Origin of the sequence: Psychroserpens sp. AS72 (assembly GCF_038900375.1) — a bacterium.
GTDB lineage: Bacteria > Bacteroidota > Bacteroidia > Flavobacteriales > Flavobacteriaceae > Psychroserpens.
The window spans coordinates 313883-332164 of record NZ_JBBMRC010000001.1; the positions used below are offsets into that span (position 1 = coordinate 313883).

Here is an 18282-nt window from a genome sequence, read left to right on the forward strand (position 1 = left end):
ATCTATATGTTAGCGCCTTATGCCTCTAAGTGTTTCGTTGAATGTTGGTGGTGTGTATCTTTTTTGTTGATTTTTGTTTAATCTATATCTATTTGTATAAATATTTTTGCACTCGCTTTTTTCATTAGATTGTAATTTTTAGAGTTATACAAAACGTGCTTTTTTGGTAGGGAGTTGTTTTTTTATAAGAAATGTCCAAAGGAAATTTACCTAAATTGAAAAAGGAGCTACTAAATAAATAGTAACTCCCTCTTCGTCGATTAATAGCGTCTTAAATATTGTTATTCCCTTATTATTTTCCTTTTTAGAATACATTTCAGAAAACAGAGCCCATGGTGATCAATTGAATTTTTTTAGCTTGATTGAAACAAATAGCAGCATAATGATCTAATAAAACTAGAAAATAGCATAGACAAAAGTATAGACAGTTATTTAAATCACTGGATTTCAATATCTTGAATATTCGTTATTTTGTCAAATGTTAGCTGTACATATCACTTTTCTTGAATTTTTTATTCAATCTATATCTATTAGTATATACACTATCAGGTAAAATGTCTAATACTCTTGCGATGGTATGTGTATTGATGTGTAATTTTTCTAGCATTGCAAAGTGCTCTTCTTTTGTTGAAAGATCGATGTCTTTTATAAGAATTGCTGTAAAGAAATTGGGATAAACTGTATTAAAATCTTCTCTAATCGTCTCCCAATCTATAAATGTGGAGTTATTGATTGAAAGTATTGTTTTAATTAGACGTTTTTTTGTTGTGTATATAGTATCATTCTTCTTATCCATAGTTTTAGAATTATAATGCCATCAACAGTAATGAATTGAACTTATCAAAGGCTTTGAATCAAATTGATGAATAATGATTCAATAAAACGATAAAAGAGTATAGACAAAAGCATAGACAATTATAGTTTCCTAACTATTGGCTAATTATACGGTGTATTATTACCAAATGTATAAAGTGATATAATCGAAAATGTGGTTAATTGATATATGAAATGTAAAATTAGGATTCCAAAAAAGTGAGAATCTCCATTTCTTTAGGTGCATCTAATTTTTTACGAAGTCTATATCTTGCAGTAAGGACGCTTTCAGAAGAAATACCCAACATATTTGCAATTTCATTAGTTTTTAATTCTAACTTTTCTAAAGTAATTAAACGCTCTTCACCATTTGAAAATTTAAAACCTTTGTTTTTGAAGTTGATAAAAAAGTGAGGGTATACGTTTGAAAACTTAGCTTTGAAATCATCCCAATCGTCATTGGTTAAAATTTTAGAATCGGCGAGTTCTTGAAGTTCTACCAGTTCTTCTTTTTCACCGTATAAAGATTTTAAGGTTTCAAATTCTTTTTTAAGGACATCTTGTTCCTTACTTTTTATAAGCAGTTGTTTGGTGAAATCACTAAGTTCTTGCTTGCTACGTATTAATTGGTCAGCAATGATTTTTCGCTTTCGTTTTGCTCTTTCTAATAAGTAATAGATTAAACCAATCATGAGCAAAAATGAAGCGATTAGAATTGTATATAATGTCTTTTGTTTGCCTTTTGCAATTGCTTTATCACTTTCTAAAAGTTTAATTTCTGCGTCTTGTTTTATGATTTCAGCATTACGCTTTTCATTTTCGTAAATAGTAGTTAGTTGTCTTACTTTTTGCTGATTTTCTTGGACTGATAAGGAATCGTTGAAGATCTCATAATCTATATAAAGTTGCAGTGCTTTATGATTTTCTCCTTGCTGCTTAGCAATCATGGCAAGTGTATAATAGGCATTTTTTTGTCCTTTCAAATATCCAATGGGTTGTGAAATCTCAAGAGCTTTGGTTGCGTGATGAGTTGCTTGATTAAGCTGATTAAGTTTTAAGTAGGTTTTGGAAATTTCATTCTTAACTCTAGCTCTATCTTTATGATTAGCGCCCAAAGTATAATATTTTATAGCCTCTTTTTGGTGTTGCAAGGCTTTGTTGTAGTCTTGCATGTGGTAATAAGTGAGTCCTAAATGGGAAATAATAGAGCGCGTTTTTTTCTTGTTATCAGTGTCTTTATGATAATCTAGAGCTTCTTGATAATAGTACAACGCCTTATCATAGTCTTTTAGATGAGTAAAATTACTCCCCATTTTTCTTGAAATGGTAGATAACAAATCAGTATTGCCTGTATTTTTTACTATAGGAAGGGCTTTATTAAGATATTCCAGTGATTTTTCACAGTCTTTTTGTTTATATAAAATGGTTGCTATAGATACATATACTCTGGCAATTCCTTCTTGATTATTAATTCCTTTGTAAATTTCTATTGCATTAAGGTAATATTCTATAGATTTTTCGTGATGTGCCATTCGCGAATAGGAGAGGCCAATGTTTTGTATAGATTTGGCCCATGCAAGCGTGTCATTCATGGTTTTAAAGATGTCTCCTGCTTTTTCAAAACTCTCTATAGCAGCATTATAATCATCTTTAAGGTTATATACTGCACCAATTTGGTTCAATGCAGCAGCTTGTCCCCAAAGATGTTCTAATTCTTTATTAATTTCAAGCGCTTTTTGAAAATTCAGTAATGCATCATCATAATTTTTTTGATAGTAATCAACAATCCCTAAACAGTTATAGGCACCAGCAACACCTCGTTTAGCATCTGCTTTTGTAGCTAATTTTAAAGCAGAGTTAATATACTCTTTTGCAAGGTCAGGATTTGAACGCGCATACTGAATACCTAAATCATTGTAAGCTTTGACTTTTAATGTGTCTTGTACTTTATTCTGTTGGATAAGTTGTGTTAAACTATCAACGATGTGTTCATTTTGGGCACTTAGTATAGAACAACAAGAAAGAAAAATAATAAGAAAGTAAAATTTCAAAAGGGTTATGGATTTTCTCTAAAGATAATTTATTCTCCTTTATAGCAAAGAAAAAAATCAGATTCAGTATTAAAAATCTTACAAATACTACAATAACCAGCAAGTTTATTTTATAAAAAATGCTTCTCAAACTAGAGAAGCATTTTTTGATTTTTCGTCTTACTATGTCCCGAAACGTATGCGTTCGAGTGAAACAATTAAATAAGCCTTTATTTAAAGGCATTTAGACCAGTAACATCCAATCCTGTAATTAGTAAATGAATATCGTGCGTACCTTCATATGTCACAACACTTTCAAGGTTCATCATATGTCTCATGATAGAATACTCTCCAGAAATTCCCATTCCACCAAGCATTTGTCTTGAGTCACGAGCAATTTTTAAAGCCATATCCACATTATTACGTTTCGCCATAGATATTTGTGCAGATGTTGCAGTGCCATTTTCACGCATCACACCCAATCTCCAAGCTAATAATTGTGCTTTAGTGATTTCAGTAATCATCTCAGCTAATTTCTTTTGTTGTAATTGAAATTGACCAATAGGTTTTCCAAATTGCATGCGCTCTTTACTATAACGTAAAGCCGTATCGTAGCAATCCATAGCAGCTCCAATCGCTCCCCAAGCAATACCAAAACGTGCAGAATCTAAGCATCCAAGTGGAGCACCAAGACCAGATTTGTTTGGTAATAAGTTTTCTTTAGGCACTTTTACGTTATCAAAAATAAGTTCACCAGTTGCAGATGCACGAAGTGACCATTTGTTATGCGTTTCTGGAGTTGTAAAACCTTCCATGCCTCGTTCAACAATTAAACCGTGAATTCTTCCACTTTCATCTTTAGCCCAAACCACAGCGATTTGACAAAATGGAGAATTTGAAATCCACATTTTAGCACCATTTAAAAGATAATGGTCACCCATATCTTTAAAGTTGGTTACCATGCCTCCTGGATTACTTCCATGATCTGGTTCAGTGAGACCAAAAGATCCAATCCATTCACCAGATGCTAATTTTGGTAAGTATTTTTGACGTTGTTCTTCGTTACCATATTTCCAAATAGGATACATTACTAAAGATGATTGAACAGAAGCTGTACTTCTCACTCCAGAATCTCCTCGTTCAATTTCTTGCATAATTAAACCATAAGAAATTTGGTCTAGTCCAGCACCACCATATTCTTCTGGGATGTATGGTCCAAAAGCGCCAATTTCAGCTAAACCTTTAACTATCTGTGTAGGGAATTCTGCTTTTTGAGCATACTCTTCAATAATTGGAGAAACATCTCGTTTTACCCATTCTCTTGCTGCATCACGTACTAATTTGTGTTCTTCGGTAAGTAATTCGTCAAGATTGTAATAATCTGGTGCTTCGAATAAATCTGGTTTCATTTGGTAGTTTTTATCGTTATTTCAAAGGTCAAATGCTGTTGCTTCGCTCAAGTCATTTGGTAGTTTTTATTGTTGTTTCAAAGGTCCAATGCTGTTGCTTCGCTCAAGTCATTTGGTAGTTTTTATTGTTATTTCAAAGGTCAAATGCTGTTGCTTCGCTCAAGTCATTTGGTAGTTTGTATTTTAAATGATTGTCAGATGGTGTTCGCTAAAATGCTAAATTCATCTAATTGATATTATTGTTTTTTCTGAAAAACAAAAATAACGAAAACGTTTTCTTAAAACTACATTTTCAAATAAAAATCCTGAGTCAAATTGATGTAATCTTCTGTGTAGTTGTGTCTAGTAGTTTCAATAATTAATTCTGAAATGTCAACATCTTGTTCTGTGAATGTAAACTCTATAAGACTTCTTTTAATAGCTACGGAAGGATTTCCTTTAATATGTAAAACACGATTTGGAAAAAGAGAAACTTGTCTAGCAAGAGTAATAAATTGTTTTTCTTCGGAAAATGGAATAACAACTGAAAAAGAACCTTCTTCAGAAAGTAAGGTTGCAACACTTTCTAATAAATGATCAAAAGGCATTGCATCTTGAAATCGTGCTAGATCTCGTTGTACATTTTCGGTTTTATAGTCTTCAGAATAAAATGGCGGATTGCAAATAATCAAATCATATGTGTCTTCAATTTCTTCAGCAAACTCATCCAATGACGCGTGATAACAGAACAAACGATCATTCCATGATGATTGTTCAAAGTTCTCAACACATTGCTCATAAGCCTTGTCATCAATCTCTAGAGCTTCGATAACTTGAGCATCACAGCGTTGCGCAAGCATTAAGGATAAAACACCTGTTCCTGCACCAATATCTAAAACAGAAAATGGATTACTTTCAATTGAGGTCCAAGCACCTAATAAAACACCATCTGTGCCAATTTTCATGGCACATTGATCTTGATTAACTGAGAATTCTTTAAATTGAAATGGTTTGTTCATTTTCTTATTGTCATTGGGAGAACGAAGGACGTGGCAATCTCATTTTGATATTTTATCTTATGTTGTAGAATTTTTATTTAGAACTTATTCTTCCAAATAAAGGTCAATCAATCCTTCAGGAGTATCTACAAAAATCGTTTTATTCTTTTTGTCTACTTTAGAAATAAACTCATCATTCATAGGGATTAAAATTTCGATTCCATCTCTATCAATTTCAAAAAGTGATTGTGCTGTAGAGTCATTTACAGCTTTTATGATACCAACATGTCCAAAATTTTTATCTTCTACTTTAAATCCAATAATTTCATGAAAGTAAAATTTATCATCTTCTAGTTTTGGTAAAAACTCTAAAGGTAAATACAATCCGCTTTTCATAAGAGCATCTGCGTCTTCTTCAGTATCTACATCTTCAAATTTAACACGTAATAATTCAGATTTGTGTAATTGAGAAGATTCAATAAAAAAAGGAAGTAATGTATCACGAACCTCTATAAAAACTGAGTCCATGTTTTCATAAAGTGCAGGTTCATCAGTATCTAATTTTACTAATAATTCGCCTTTGAAGCTGTATTTCTTAACAATTTTACCTAGAAAAAAGCAATCTTTTTTTTCCATCGAAAAATTTTGTTTTTCGTTCCCTTGTAAAAGGGAATCTTGATTATTATTAATGAGATCCCATTCTTCAATGGGATTTGTTCAATTACGTATTTGCAGTAGCAAAATACTATTTCACAAAAAAACTCCGATACAACGTATCGGAGTTTAAAAGTATAAAAAATAATTTTCTATTCTTCTTCGTTTGAAGCTTTAGCTTCTTCAGCAGGAGCATCAGTTGCTGCTTCTACTTCTTCAACTACTTCCTCTACAGGAAGTGCAGCTGCTATTCTAGCTTCGTTAACTGCTTTCTCGGCAGCTAATGCATCTGCTTTCGCTTTTGCTTGAGCTTCAGATAAACCAGCTTCTTTAGTTTGTACTTTTCCAGCTTTTTCTTGTAACCAAGCGTCAAATTTAGCTTCTGCTTGTTCTTCAGTTAAAGCACCTTTAGTTACACCTCCAGCTAAATGATTTTTTAGCATTGCACCTTTATAAGATAAAATTGCTCTTGCCGTATCAGTTGGTTGTGCACCATTCTGTAGCCATTGTACTGCTCCGTCAACATTTAATTCTATTGTTGCAGGATTTGTGTTTGGATTGTAAGCACCTAATTTTTCTAAGTATTTACCATCTCTTTTTGCTCGTGCATCTGCTGCAACGATCCAATAATAAGGTTTCCCTTTTTTACCGTGTCTTTGTAATCTAATTTTTACAGGCATATTTTATAATTAATTTGTAAGGTTCGCGACCTCTATTATTAATGAGGCGCAAAGATAATACAATAATTTAATTCTCAACATTTTATTAGTAATTAAGTAATATTGAAAAATTATTATACTTTTGGGAACACTAAAACGTTATTTTATTTACCTATTATATATTGAAAACTGATAAAATGAAAAAAATAGCCTTATTTCTTATAACCTTAGCTACGGTATTTAGCTGTGGAGAAGAATTACAATTCAATTCTCCTGCAATACAAGGAAATTATAATGGGAATCTATGGAGAGCAGCATCTTACGCTGCCGATATCGATTTTGGAGGATTCTTAGTTCAAGGAACTAACAATATTGAAACGTTACAATTAATTACTCAAGATGATACTGCTGGTATCTACAATTTGGGTGGTGATAATCCTAGTGTTGCAATTGTTAGAGATGCAAATGGTGTCATTTATTCTACAGCAAATGAACCAGATCCAGATTTTACATTGTATCCTGTTGAAGGACAAATTATTGTTGAGAGTATTCAAGATACGAATCCAAAGACCATGACAGGAACATTTTGGTTTTATGCTTTTTCAGATGATGGTATGCAAACTGTTAATTTCAATGAAGGTGTATTTCATAAAGTGCCTATTGTTGGTGGTTTAGTTGCATTTGATAACGGAAGTAGTTGTTTACAAGCAACACAACAAGTAAATATTGCACTAGCAGTATTTAATGCCACAGATACTACAATGCCAGATTATACAGATGCTTGTAATGCTTATAAAAATGCGTTAATGGATAAAATCGATGTTTGTGGAGATCCAGATGGAAGCCAACAAGTAATTGTTGATGGTTTAGGAACATGTATTCCATAAAGCATTATTATATACAATATAAATCAAAGCAACCTCTAAGGTTGCTTTTTTTGTTAAATACCTATAAGTCTTTGTTAAAAATGTTAATTTGTTTGATTTTTCCTACTTTTCGTGTTATACTATATACAGTTGGATGTTAAACAATACGCATCAATAAAGAAAGTATTGAAATTTAAAAATGATAAGAGAACAATGAAGTATTCAGAAGAAATTTCAAACAAATTAAATGAATTATTAGTAAAAAATTACGACGCAGAAAAAGGCTATTTAAATGCTTTAGAGAATGTGGATAGTGATAAATTAAAAATGTTCTTTAAGAGAAGAGCTTCAGAACGAAGCGAATTTGCAAAAGAACTGAGAACTGAGATTTTACAATACGGACAAATTCCAGAAGATTCAGGAAGTTTTAAAGGTGCAATGCATCGTAATTGGATGTCATTAAAATCTACTTTTACGTCAAATAACGAGGAGTCCATTCTTGAAGAAGCAATTCGAGGAGAAGAAGCTAGTTTAGAAGAGTATAATGAGCTTATGAAAGAACGAAATTTACCACCTACAATTGATGCGTTATTGCTTAAACATAGAAATGCAATTCAATCGGCAATTAATACCGAAAAAGTACATGAAGAATTAGTATCATAATAGATGCGATTCAATGTGAGAAAAATCAGCTTGAGAAAGCTGATTTTTTTTGTTTAAAACTGTTCATAACTTACTTTTTTAAAAGTTGAAATTCTACGTAATTTTATAAACTAGTTTTTTCTGAAGTTTTTGAAACTACCACAGTTTTAAGAACTGCTTTTAAACATAAGAGTAATTATATAAGGCATTACGCCTCTGCGTTTTAGCAAGAAAACAAAAGCTCAACAATACATGTATTTAATATTCGATACCGAAACCACAGGATTACCAAAACGATGGGATGCACCAATTACAGATGTAGATAATTGGCCAAGATGTATTCAAATTGCGTGGCAACTCCATGATGAGATGGGTAATTGTATTGAGCATCAAGATTATTTGGTGAAACCAGACGGATTTAATATTCCGTATGATGCTGAGAAAATTCATGGGATTTCGACAGAATTAGCGCAAGAACAAGGTGTTTCTCTCCAAGAAGTATTAGAGAAATTTAATGTTGCACTCTCAAAAACTAAATTTGTTGTTGGTCAAAATGTAAAATTTGATCTCAATATCATGGGAGCAGAGTTTGTGAGAGAAAACCTTGCAAACCAACTCCAAGAATTACCCGTTTTAGATACCTGTACAGAGCATACTGCCGCATTGTGTCAACTGCCTGGTGGTCGCTACGGAAAGTTTAAACTCCCAACCCTTACCGAATTACACCAATTTTTATTTAATACTCCATTTTCCGAAGCACATAACGCAACTGCAGATGTTGAGGCAACGACTCGTTGTTTTTTAGAATTAATTAGACTTGGAGAATATACCAAGGAACAATTAGACGTTGAGCCTGATTATTTTCAGAATTTTAATGCTAAGAACCCACAAACGATTCAACTTATTGGATTAAAGCACATCAATCTAAAAAAGGAAAGTGCTAAAATTAATGAGAGGCTCCAAAAGTTACAAGCAGTTGATATTTCCGAAGCAGAAATAAAAGAAAATATTTCTGGACTTGCAGATATAGATTTTGTACATCTTCATAACCATTCTCAGTTTTCAGTCTTACAATCAACGATTAGTATTACAGATTTGGTTGCTGTCGCTGCAGAGCATAAAATGCCAGCTGTTGCGCTGACAGATCACGCTAATATGATGGGAGCTTTTCATTTTGTAAAAGCGGTTAATAATCATAATAAAGGTGTCAAAGCTAAAATAGAAGAAGCAGAAGAGAAAGGTGAAACATCAGATTTAAGAGAGATTAAACCAATTATAGGTTGTGAATTTTTTGTTTGTGAAGATCATACCAATAAATCTAGAAAAGATAATGGGTATCAAATTGTATTGATAGCTAAAAATAAGGAAGGGTATCACAATCTTGCGAAATTATCGTCTCATGCTTTTGTTGATGGATTTTATTACTTGCCAAGAATTGATAAAAAACTGATTCAACAATATAAAGAGAACCTTATTTGCTTAACAGGAAATCTTTATGGTGAAGTGCCAAGTAAAGTATTAAATGTTGGAGAGCATCAAGCAGAAGAAGCATTACTATGGTGGAAACAAGAGTTTGGTGATGATTTGTATATAGAGTTAATGCGTCATAATCAAGAAGATGAAAATCGTGTTAACCCTGTATTGATTGAGTTTTCTAAAAAGCATGATATCAAATTAGTAGCTTCTAATAATACTTATTATTGTAAAAAAGGAGATGCTAACGCACATGATATTTTGTTGTGTGTAAAGGATGGCGAGAAACAAGCAACTCCAATTGGTCGTGGTCGTGGTTATCGCTATGGGATGCCAAACCAAGAGTATTATTTTAAGTCTTCTGATGAGATGAAATCTTTGTTTAAGGATGTTCCTGAAGCAATTTCAAATATCCAAGAAGTAGTTGATAAAGTTGAGGCTTATCAACTAGCTAGAGACGTTTTATTACCTGCTTTTGATATTCCAGAAGAGTTTAAAGATGAAGCAGATTTAGTCGATGGAGGAAAACGTGGTGAAAATGCATTTCTAAAGCATTTAACATTTGTAGGTGCAAAAAAACGATATGGAGAAGAATTAAGTGAAGAAGTTATTGAGCGTCTCGACTTTGAGTTAAGCGTTATTGAAAACACTGGATATCCTGGTTATTTTCTTATTGTAGAAGATTTTATTAGAGAAGCTCGTAAGATGGACGTATCGGTTGGTCCTGGTCGTGGATCTGCAGCTGGATCTGTTGTGGCATACTGCCTTTGGATTACAAATATTGATCCGCTTAAGTACGATTTGCTTTTTGAGCGTTTCTTAAATCCAGATCGTGTGAGTATGCCAGATATTGATATCGATTTTGATGATGAAGGCCGAAGTCGCGTCATGGATTATGTAATTGACAAGTATGGTTCTAGTCAAGTGGCTCAGATTATTACCTACGGAACAATGGCAGCAAAATCATCAATACGTGATACTGCAAGAGTATTAGATTTGCCGCTATTTGAAGCAGATCGCATTGCGAAGCTAATCCCAACGATGTCCAAACTGAATAAGATTTTTGGACTTGATGAAAAAGAGCTTGGTAAGAAGTTTAGAGCAGAAGATTTAGAGAAAGTTAATGAGCTATTAAACATAGCAGATGGTGACGGTTTAGATGCTGAAACGATAAATTTAGCTAGATCATTAGAAGGTTCTGTTCGTAATACAGGAATACATGCATGTGGTGTAATTATTACACCAGATGATATTACCAAATTCGTTCCTGTTGCTTTAGCTAAAGATTCCGATTTATATGTCACTCAGTTTGATAACTCAGTGGTTGAAGATGCAGGTTTGCTTAAGATGGATTTCTTGGGATTAAAAACCTTGACTTTAATAAAAGATACGGTAAAAATCGTCAAGGCAAAACATGATATATTGTTGGATCCAGATACATTTCCTCTAGATGATGAAAAAACGTATGAGTTGTTCCAAAAAGGTGAAACCGTTGGTGTATTTCAGTATGAATCACCAGGAATGCAAAAGCATTTAAAGGAATTAAAACCAACAGTTTTTGAAGATTTAATTGCAATGAATGCCTTGTATCGTCCAGGTCCAATGGAATATATACCAAGTTTTACAAGACGTAAACATGGTGATGAGGATATTGAGTATGATTTACCAGCAATGGAAGAGTATCTCAAAGAAACCTATGGAATTACAGTATACCAAGAGCAAGTAATGCTCTTATCTCAAAAATTGGCTGATTTCACAAAAGGTGAAGCCGATGTTTTGAGAAAGGCAATGGGTAAAAAGCAAATTGCGGTTTTGGATAAAATGAAACCAAAATTTATTGAGCAAGCAAGTGCCAAAGGTCATGATGCCAAAATATTAGAAAAGGTTTGGAAAGATTGGGAAGCCTTTGCAAGTTATGCATTCAACAAATCGCACTCAACATGTTATGCTTGGATTGCCTACCAAACTGCGTATTTAAAAGCACATTATCCTGCAGAATATATGGCAGCAGTATTGTCAAATAACATGAATGACATCAAGCAAGTTACCTTCTTTATGGAAGAATGTAAACGTATGCGAATGGCTGTTTTAGGACCAGATGTTAATGAGTCGTATTATAAGTTTTCGGTGAACCAAGATGGCGCAGTTCGTTTTGGTATGGGAGCCATAAAAGGTGTTGGTCATGGTGCTGTAAAAACTATTGTTGCTAACCGAAAAGAAGAAGGTCACTACAAATCTATTTTTGATTTAGCAAAGCGAATTGACTTACGCGCAGCCAATAAAAAGGCATTTGAGAATTTAGCTTTGGCTGGAGGTTTTGACGGATTTGGAGATACACATCGTGCACAATATTTTCAAGATGAAGGTGATGGGATTACATTTTTAGAGAAAGCCATTAAATATGGAGCCAAACACCAAGAGAATGAAAACTCTTCACAAGTAAGTTTGTTTGGTGCAGCAAGCGATGTTCAAATTGCAGAACCTATTGTTCCACCTGCTGAAGAATGGGGAACAATGGAAAAACTAGCACAAGAAAAAGAAGTGGTTGGTGTTTATATTTCTGGTCATCCTTTAGATGATTTTAAAGTGGAGATGAAAACGTTTTGTAGTGGTAGTTTGGCATTTTTTAATGAAATGGAGAATTATGTCAATCGAGAAATCACTTTTGGAGGCGTTGTTACTGATGTACAGCATCGTGTGAGTAAACAAGGAAAAGGTTGGGCGATTTTCATGGTTGAGGATTATACAGATAATTACGAATTTAGAATCTTTGGTGAAGAGTATCTTAAGTACAGACATTTTCTTGTAAAAAACAGTTTTGTGTACGTTAAATCTTTTGTAAGAGAAGGTTGGACGAATAGAGAAACTGGTAAAAAGAGTGATCCAAGGCTTCAGTTTAATAGCTTTCAACTATTGCATGATGTCATGGATACTTATGCGAAGAAGCTGTCCATTCAATTAGATATTAAGGATTTAAAAGAAGAGAAAATTTCAGTATTACAAGATTTGTTTAGAATGCATTCCGGAGAAAAAGCACTCACTTTTGTAGTGTATGATAATGTTGAAAAGATAAAACTCAATATGCCTAGCCGAAAACAGAAAATTAAAATCTCACAAGAGTTATTAAATGAGCTTAAATATCATGATGTGATGTTTAAATTAAATTAGTGTAACATTCCTGTGATATTTGCTACATATCTTTAAATCAAATATTATAGTTATGAAAACAACAAGAAGATTATTGTTATTAGTAGGAGCTTTAGGATTAGCAGCTGTATCATTTGGATTATCAAAAGGAGATCCAATCTTAGATCATTTATTTACGATTATTTGCAGTACTAGTTTAATTTTTGGCTATTTTCAAATAGGTAAAACTAAAAAACATAAATGCTAATCATTTGACTTTTTAGATCAGTTTGAATTCTGAATTAATGTCAAATTGCCATATATGTTATGTCAATAACCTCATAATCAAAACAAATACTGCCACTGTAAGGAATGGCAAAATTTTTGACTAATTTTGTGTATTAAATTAAAATGAAGTTAAACAATTAGACAATATAATTATGGCATTAGAAATAACAGATGCAAATTTTGAAGAAGTAGTATTAAAGAGTGATAAGCCAGTAATGGTTGATTTTTGGGCTGCTTGGTGTGGACCTTGTAGAATGGTTGGACCAATCATTGACGAAATAAGTACAGATTACGATGGTAAAGCTGTTGTAGGTAAAGTAGATGTTGATGCAAATCAAGAATTTGCTGCTAAGTATGGTGTAAGAAACATCCCTACAGTATTAATATTCCAAAACGGAGAAGTTGTTGGTCGTCAAGTAGGTGTAGCACCTAAAAATGCTTACTCTGAAGCAATCGACGCTTTATTGTAAAATATATTTCACAAAGAAATGATAAAAGGTTTGCCAGTATGGTGAACCTTTTTTTATTTTTAACTAATATTAAGACATAAGAAAAACACATATGAGTAAGCAAGCAAAAACGCAAGATTTAATTGATAGCAAATTATTAGAAGAACGTAAAGTTTTTCTTTGGGGAATGGTAGATGATAAATCGGCAAAACATGTGATTGATCGTTTATTATATTTAGACTCAATAGAGACAAAAGATATCCATTTATATATCAACAGTCCTGGAGGTTATGTAACATCTGGATTTGCCATGTATGACTGTATTAAATCACTAAATAGTGATGTATCTACTATTTGTACAGGTTTAGCAGCATCTATGGGTTCTATTTTATTATCTGTAGGAACAAAAGGGAAACGTTTTATTCAACCTCACGCTAGAGTGATGATTCATCAACCAAGTGGAGGTGCACGTGGTCAAGCAAGTGATATAGAAATTACAGCTCAAGAAATATTGAAAACTAAAGAATTGAGTGCTCAAATTTTAGCAGATAATTGCGGACAAGATTTCGATAAGGTAATGAAAGATTTTAATCGTGACCATTGGATGGGAGCAGATGAATCTAAAGCCTATGGAATTGTTGACGGCATAATCTAAAACTAATATTTTCTTCGGAAATTTTAAAATTCATGAACCTACAAGCAGAACTCAATAAAGCAGGAGGCTTTAAAAACCTAGAACTACTCGCTAAGCAAGTGGTGGAAGGTTTTATTGCTGGCATGCATAAGAGTCCGTTTCATGGGTTTTCTGCAGAGTTTGCAGAGCATAAAATCTATAACCAAGGCGAAAGCACACGACATATAGATTGGAAACTGTTCGCTAAAACAGACAAGTTGTACACAAAACGTTATGATGACGAAACCAATTTGCGTTGTCATCTTATTGTAGACAATAGTAGTTCAATGCACTATCCTGAGATAAAGGATTTTAACATTGGCAATTTGAATAAAATTGGATTTTCTGCTTTAGCTTCCGCAGCATTAATGCATATTTTAAAAAAACAGCGCGATGCAGTAGGTTTAAGTGTTTATAGTGATGCTTATGATTATTATGCTCCAGAAAAAGGGAGCGAACGTCATCATCAAATGTTATTAGCTGAGTTAAGTAAAATGGTCGTTTCAAAACAGCTAAACAAACAAACAGAAACGTATACCTATTTGCACCAGATAGCAGAGAACATTCACAGAAGATCACTTATATTCTTTTTTACAGATATGTTTCAAACATCAACTGATGAGGTGAAATTGTTTGAAGCTTTAAGACATCTTAAACATAATAAGCATGAAGTAGTATTATTTCATGTTATTGATAAAGAAAAAGAATTAAAGTTTGATTTTGATAACACACCCAAGCGATTTATAGATGTAGAGACTAATGAATTCATTAATCTATATCCAGATACAGTAAAAGAAGGTTACGAAAGTGCTGTGTCAGATTACTTTAGGAGTATTAAATTAAAATGTGGACAATATCAAATTAAATATGTTGAAGCAGATATTAATAAGCCTTTTGACAAGATCTTGACCACGTATATGGTGGAGCGTCAAAAATTTATTTAATTTTTTTTAAAAATCTTGCAAAAAGGTTTGTGTTATTAAAAATCGAATGTATATTTGCCCTCGCAATAAAGCAACGGTCTGGTAGTTCAGCTGGTTAGAATGTCGCCCTGTCACGGCGAAGGTCGCGGGTTCGAGTCCCGTCCAGACCGCTAAAAAAATTGCAACTAAAAGCTCTAAGAAATTAGGGCTTTTTTTAAGCAATATAAAGAAGTTGTGTTGTTCTCAGAGAAATCTGAGAGTTGTGAGAAACTCAATGTTGTTGAGTTCTTACCAATGAGAAGCTTTCCTTTTTTCTTAATTGAAAATCGGGATGCTTTTTTGTTTTAAGGCTGTTTGTAATCTACTTACAGTACATTTATAGTGTACACACGATAGTTTTTTCTATTTAATAAATGGTTTTGATTTAATGGTATGTCATGCCTATTTATTAACGATGTTTTTATATATCAAACTTCAAATATTTCAAAATTTTAATGTTTAAGAGTAGTGGTGATGATATTCTAAATCCATTTCATGATCAACTCGTAGTTATAAAGATGATGTAATAGATTTAGATTAAGATGGATGAGAAGATAATCAAGAAGAAAAATACTTTTAATCCGAAGACACAATAATATGTTTATCAACAAGTTATTAACAATTTTTAATCGTTTTAATGTATTTTGTCGTTAAAACATCGCTTTTTATCGGATTTTTGTTTGTCATTCTCCAAAATAGTAGTATGTTTGGGGTTCTTCATAAGGCCCTAATTATACTTATAAAGGAATTTTTTAATCCATTTTAGTTTTTAGATGTCATTGACATTTAAAGTTCCCTCAATTTTATTGGCATTTTTTATGCCTAAAATTAATAATCCATTCAATCCCTTGTTTTGGCATTATTAATAGTGTTTAATAATTAACATAATTAAAATTGAATATATAATCCCTAAAATTGATTAACATGAAGACCCTAAAAATTACTTTACTATTATTAGCAGTATTATTATTAACATTATCTGGACAAAGCAGTGATGCTGTTGCGGATTCTAGTGAACCAACGTACAAAACGTATAATAAAACAGATTTGTTGGCACATACAAAAAAAGAAATAAAATTACCTAATAACGGTTAGAAATTACTCTTTTTAAATGCAAAAGCCCATACTTACAATGTTAAGTATGGGCTTTTTTATTGGTGAGAAATGACTTGTATTAAATCAATAAAATATTTTAACTTTGAGATTATAACTAATTAATCTTTTGAAACACAAAACAAGATACTTTTTGATTTTATTTTTAGTGTTATTATGTGCTAACGTATATGGTCAAAACACTACTATTGATAGTATCATTAGTTTGAGAGAATTATCTGAGGATAAAGATTTGCCCATTGATCAGAGACTCTCTTATGGCATCAAAGCAAGCAAATTATCTCAACAAACAGAAATAGATTCTACAATATTAACAAGTAATAGAAACTTATCATATTTATATCTCCTTTCAGGAGAATATGAGACTTTCCGTTCTTCAAGTCTTATAAATCTCGAATTAGCTCAAGAATTAAGGGATTCTATAGGTATAGCTTCAACAAGTAATCAATTAGGATGGTATTATTATGCTATTGAAGGTGATAATATAAAATCCTATAATTATTATTTAAATGCACTTAAGTATTATGAGGCTTTAGATAATTTAAAAGAGAAAGCTGCTGTTTTAATTAGTATTGCAACAATTCAGGATGATGCTAAAGATTATTTAGGTAGTGAACAGAATGCAATAGAAGTCTTAAATCTATTAAATACGATAGAACAAAATGAAGGGATATCTCTTAATGATGATCTTTACAATTGTTTTAATTTATTAGGTATAGTTTCATTTAAGCTCGAAAATTATGATGAGTCTTTAAAATATCATGAACAAGCGCTTGCTTTAACAAAAAAATTAAAAAGGGGAAACTATTTAAGACTTCAGTCCAAAAATAATTTGGCAATAGTGTATCGGTCAAAAGGCGATTTAAAAAAGGCTTTAGAAATCTATGATGAATTTATTGATCAGACTGATGTGCTTTCAGAAGACCCAACGTTTTATCCATTAGTAATTGTAAATAGAACGTTTACAAAATTTATGATTGGAAATTATGACTTTGAAGAGTTAGAAAGTGAGTTCAAAAAAGCATTAAAGATTTCTGATAGTATACAAGATGACTATTCTAAACTTTCTGCATCAATAGACTTAGCTAAGTTTTATAAAGCAAATGGCAAAAATGAACTTGCCAAACAGTATGCAGAAGACAGCTATCGTATCTCTAAAGAGATTCCAATTAATGAATTGTATTTAGAGTCAATGCGTATATTATCAAAACTCACAATAGGAGAAGAGAGTAAATCGTATTTAGAACAACATATAAATTTAAGCGATAGTTTACTTAAAGTAGAGCGTAATGTTGGAAACAAATTTGCTAGAATTGAATTTGAAACCGATAAAGTAGAGCAAGAAAATGAGAAAATGTCGCAACAGCTCATATGGTTGTTGTCTATTTTAGGCGCTTTATTTGTAACTGCTGTTTTGATTTATATTATTATTACCCAACGTACAAAAAATAAAGAACTCAAGTTTGAGAAAGATCAACAAAAAGCGAATGAAGAGATTTATAATCTTATGTTATCACAGCAAGATAAAGTTGATGAAGCAAGAGCAATAGAGAAAATTAGAGTCTCAAAAGAACTTCATGATGGTATTTTAGGACGATTATTTGGAACTAGGCTCAGTTTGGATAGTTTTAATTTTTCCGAAGGAAAAGAAGCGATCAATAAACGAGCGGCTTACATTAGTGAACTTAAAATTATTGAGGATGACATTCGAAAAATATCTCATGATTTAAATACAGATTTTGTATCTGGTTCTGGGTTTATGGATATAGTGTCTGAGCTAATAGAAAAGCAAACTAACGCTTATCAAATACAATCTTCATTTGATTTTACAGATGATATTAATTGGGAAATGGTTTCTAATAAAACTAAAATCAACATTTATAGGATCATACAAGAATCACTTCAAAATATTTATAAACATGCCAATGCAAAGGTGGTTAAAATTAGTTTTGAATTGAAAAATAATGTAATTTGCTTATCTATAATAGATGATGGTGAAGGTTTTGATGTCAATAAAAGTAAAAAAGGTATTGGCATTAAAAATATAAATTCAAGAGTGGAAGAAGCTGGTGGGAGAGCACGATTTCATTCTGAATTAAATAAAGGGACTAAGGTTATTATTACAATACCTTACAAAAATTAGACACA

At 32.1% G+C, this 18282-nt stretch carries 15 protein-coding genes and 1 tRNA gene; 10 read left to right on the forward strand and 6 right to left on the reverse strand.

Annotation, left to right across the window (positions count from 1 at the left end):
- Positions 1 to 481: 481 nt before the first annotated feature.
- From WNY78_RS01365 to WNY78_RS01390, 6 genes are all read right to left on the reverse strand, one after another.
- On the reverse strand, positions 482 to 796 hold the full coding sequence (locus WNY78_RS01365; RefSeq protein ID WP_342871383.1) for a hypothetical protein: 315 nt from the start codon (positions 794 to 796) through the stop codon (positions 482 to 484).
- 220 nt (positions 797 to 1016) lie between these two features.
- Entirely contained in the window at positions 1017 to 2864 is a 1848-nt protein-coding gene (locus WNY78_RS01370; protein ID WP_342871384.1) for a tetratricopeptide repeat protein, read from the reverse strand.
- A 209-nt stretch (positions 2865 to 3073) separates the two neighbouring features.
- Positions 3074 to 4252, reverse strand: coding sequence for an acyl-CoA dehydrogenase family protein (locus tag WNY78_RS01375; protein WP_342871385.1), 1179 nt, complete (start codon positions 4250 to 4252; stop codon positions 3074 to 3076).
- 284 nt (positions 4253 to 4536) lie between these two features.
- Positions 4537 to 5250: a methyltransferase gene (locus tag WNY78_RS01380; RefSeq protein WP_342871386.1), complete on the reverse strand. Its 714-nt coding sequence runs from the start codon at positions 5248 to 5250 to the stop codon at positions 4537 to 4539.
- An 84-nt stretch (positions 5251 to 5334) separates the two neighbouring features.
- A complete protein-coding gene (gene rimM / locus WNY78_RS01385) occupies positions 5335 to 5865 on the reverse strand; it encodes a ribosome maturation factor RimM (RefSeq protein ID WP_342871387.1) in 531 nt (176 codons plus the stop codon).
- A gap of 170 nt (positions 5866 to 6035) precedes the next feature.
- The gene (locus WNY78_RS01390; RefSeq protein ID WP_342871388.1) at positions 6036 to 6563 is read right to left on the reverse strand and encodes a 30S ribosomal protein S16; all 528 of its coding nucleotides are present in this window, start codon (positions 6561 to 6563) and stop codon (positions 6036 to 6038) included.
- Between the two features lie 176 nt (positions 6564 to 6739).
- Here WNY78_RS01390 and WNY78_RS01395 point away from each other — a divergent pair, with 176 nt between their 5' ends.
- The 10 genes from WNY78_RS01395 (at position 6740) to WNY78_RS01440 (ending at position 18277) form a co-directional block, all read left to right on the forward strand.
- Positions 6740 to 7429, forward strand: coding sequence for a DUF6252 family protein (locus tag WNY78_RS01395; RefSeq protein ID WP_342871389.1), 690 nt, complete (start codon positions 6740 to 6742; stop codon positions 7427 to 7429).
- Between the two features lie 192 nt (positions 7430 to 7621).
- Complete coding sequence (locus WNY78_RS01400) at positions 7622 to 8071, forward strand: PA2169 family four-helix-bundle protein (protein ID WP_342871390.1); 450 nt, start codon at positions 7622 to 7624, stop codon at positions 8069 to 8071.
- A gap of 231 nt (positions 8072 to 8302) precedes the next feature.
- Positions 8303 to 12691, forward strand: a complete 4389-nt coding sequence (dnaE, locus tag WNY78_RS01405; protein WP_342871391.1) for a DNA polymerase III subunit alpha — start codon at positions 8303 to 8305, stop codon at positions 12689 to 12691.
- Positions 12692 to 12743: 52 nt separating this feature from the next.
- On the forward strand, positions 12744 to 12917 hold the full coding sequence (locus WNY78_RS01410) for a hypothetical protein (RefSeq protein WP_342871392.1): 174 nt from the start codon (positions 12744 to 12746) through the stop codon (positions 12915 to 12917).
- Between the two features lie 166 nt (positions 12918 to 13083).
- Positions 13084 to 13407 carry a thioredoxin gene (gene trxA, locus WNY78_RS01415; protein ID WP_342871803.1) on the forward strand — a complete coding sequence of 108 codons (324 nt, stop codon included), beginning with the start codon at positions 13084 to 13086 and terminating at the stop codon, positions 13405 to 13407.
- Between the two features lie 91 nt (positions 13408 to 13498).
- On the forward strand, positions 13499 to 14041 hold the full coding sequence (locus WNY78_RS01420; RefSeq protein WP_342871393.1) for an ATP-dependent Clp protease proteolytic subunit: 543 nt from the start codon (positions 13499 to 13501) through the stop codon (positions 14039 to 14041).
- 32 nt (positions 14042 to 14073) lie between these two features.
- Positions 14074 to 15003, forward strand: a complete 930-nt coding sequence (locus WNY78_RS01425) for a DUF58 domain-containing protein (protein WP_342871394.1) — start codon at positions 14074 to 14076, stop codon at positions 15001 to 15003.
- A gap of 75 nt (positions 15004 to 15078) precedes the next feature.
- Positions 15079 to 15152, forward strand: a tRNA-Asp gene (locus tag WNY78_RS01430).
- 793 nt (positions 15153 to 15945) lie between these two features.
- A complete protein-coding gene (locus WNY78_RS01435) occupies positions 15946 to 16116 on the forward strand; it encodes a hypothetical protein (protein ID WP_342871395.1) in 171 nt (56 codons plus the stop codon).
- A 151-nt stretch (positions 16117 to 16267) separates the two neighbouring features.
- Positions 16268 to 18277 carry a tetratricopeptide repeat protein gene (locus WNY78_RS01440; RefSeq protein ID WP_342871396.1) on the forward strand — a complete coding sequence of 670 codons (2010 nt, stop codon included), beginning with the start codon at positions 16268 to 16270 and terminating at the stop codon, positions 18275 to 18277.
- The last annotated feature ends 5 nt before the right edge of the window (positions 18278 to 18282 follow it).

Excerpts from the sequence above, each read along its gene's own strand:
- WNY78_RS01365 (WP_342871383.1), bottom strand. The coding sequence starts at position 796 with ATGGATAAGAAGAATGATACTATATACACAACAAAAAAACGTCTAATT.
- WNY78_RS01375 (WP_342871385.1), bottom strand. The coding sequence starts at position 4,252 with ATGAAACCAGATTTATTCGAAGCACCAGATTATTACAATCTTGACGAA.
- WNY78_RS01380 (WP_342871386.1), bottom strand. The coding sequence starts at position 5,250 with ATGAACAAACCATTTCAATTTAAAGAATTCTCAGTTAATCAAGATCAA.
- rimM (WP_342871387.1), bottom strand. The coding sequence starts at position 5,865 with ATGGAAAAAAAAGATTGCTTTTTTCTAGGTAAAATTGTTAAGAAATAC.
- WNY78_RS01390 (WP_342871388.1), bottom strand. The coding sequence starts at position 6,563 with ATGCCTGTAAAAATTAGATTACAAAGACACGGTAAAAAAGGGAAACCT.
- WNY78_RS01395 (WP_342871389.1), top strand. The coding sequence starts at position 6,740 with ATGAAAAAAATAGCCTTATTTCTTATAACCTTAGCTACGGTATTTAGC.
- WNY78_RS01400 (WP_342871390.1), top strand. The coding sequence starts at position 7,622 with ATGAAGTATTCAGAAGAAATTTCAAACAAATTAAATGAATTATTAGTA.
- dnaE (WP_342871391.1), top strand. The coding sequence starts at position 8,303 with ATGTATTTAATATTCGATACCGAAACCACAGGATTACCAAAACGATGG.
- WNY78_RS01410 (WP_342871392.1), top strand. The coding sequence starts at position 12,744 with ATGAAAACAACAAGAAGATTATTGTTATTAGTAGGAGCTTTAGGATTA.
- WNY78_RS01420 (WP_342871393.1), top strand. The coding sequence starts at position 13,499 with ATGAGTAAGCAAGCAAAAACGCAAGATTTAATTGATAGCAAATTATTA.
- WNY78_RS01425 (WP_342871394.1), top strand. The coding sequence starts at position 14,074 with ATGAACCTACAAGCAGAACTCAATAAAGCAGGAGGCTTTAAAAACCTA.
- WNY78_RS01435 (WP_342871395.1), top strand. The coding sequence starts at position 15,946 with ATGAAGACCCTAAAAATTACTTTACTATTATTAGCAGTATTATTATTA.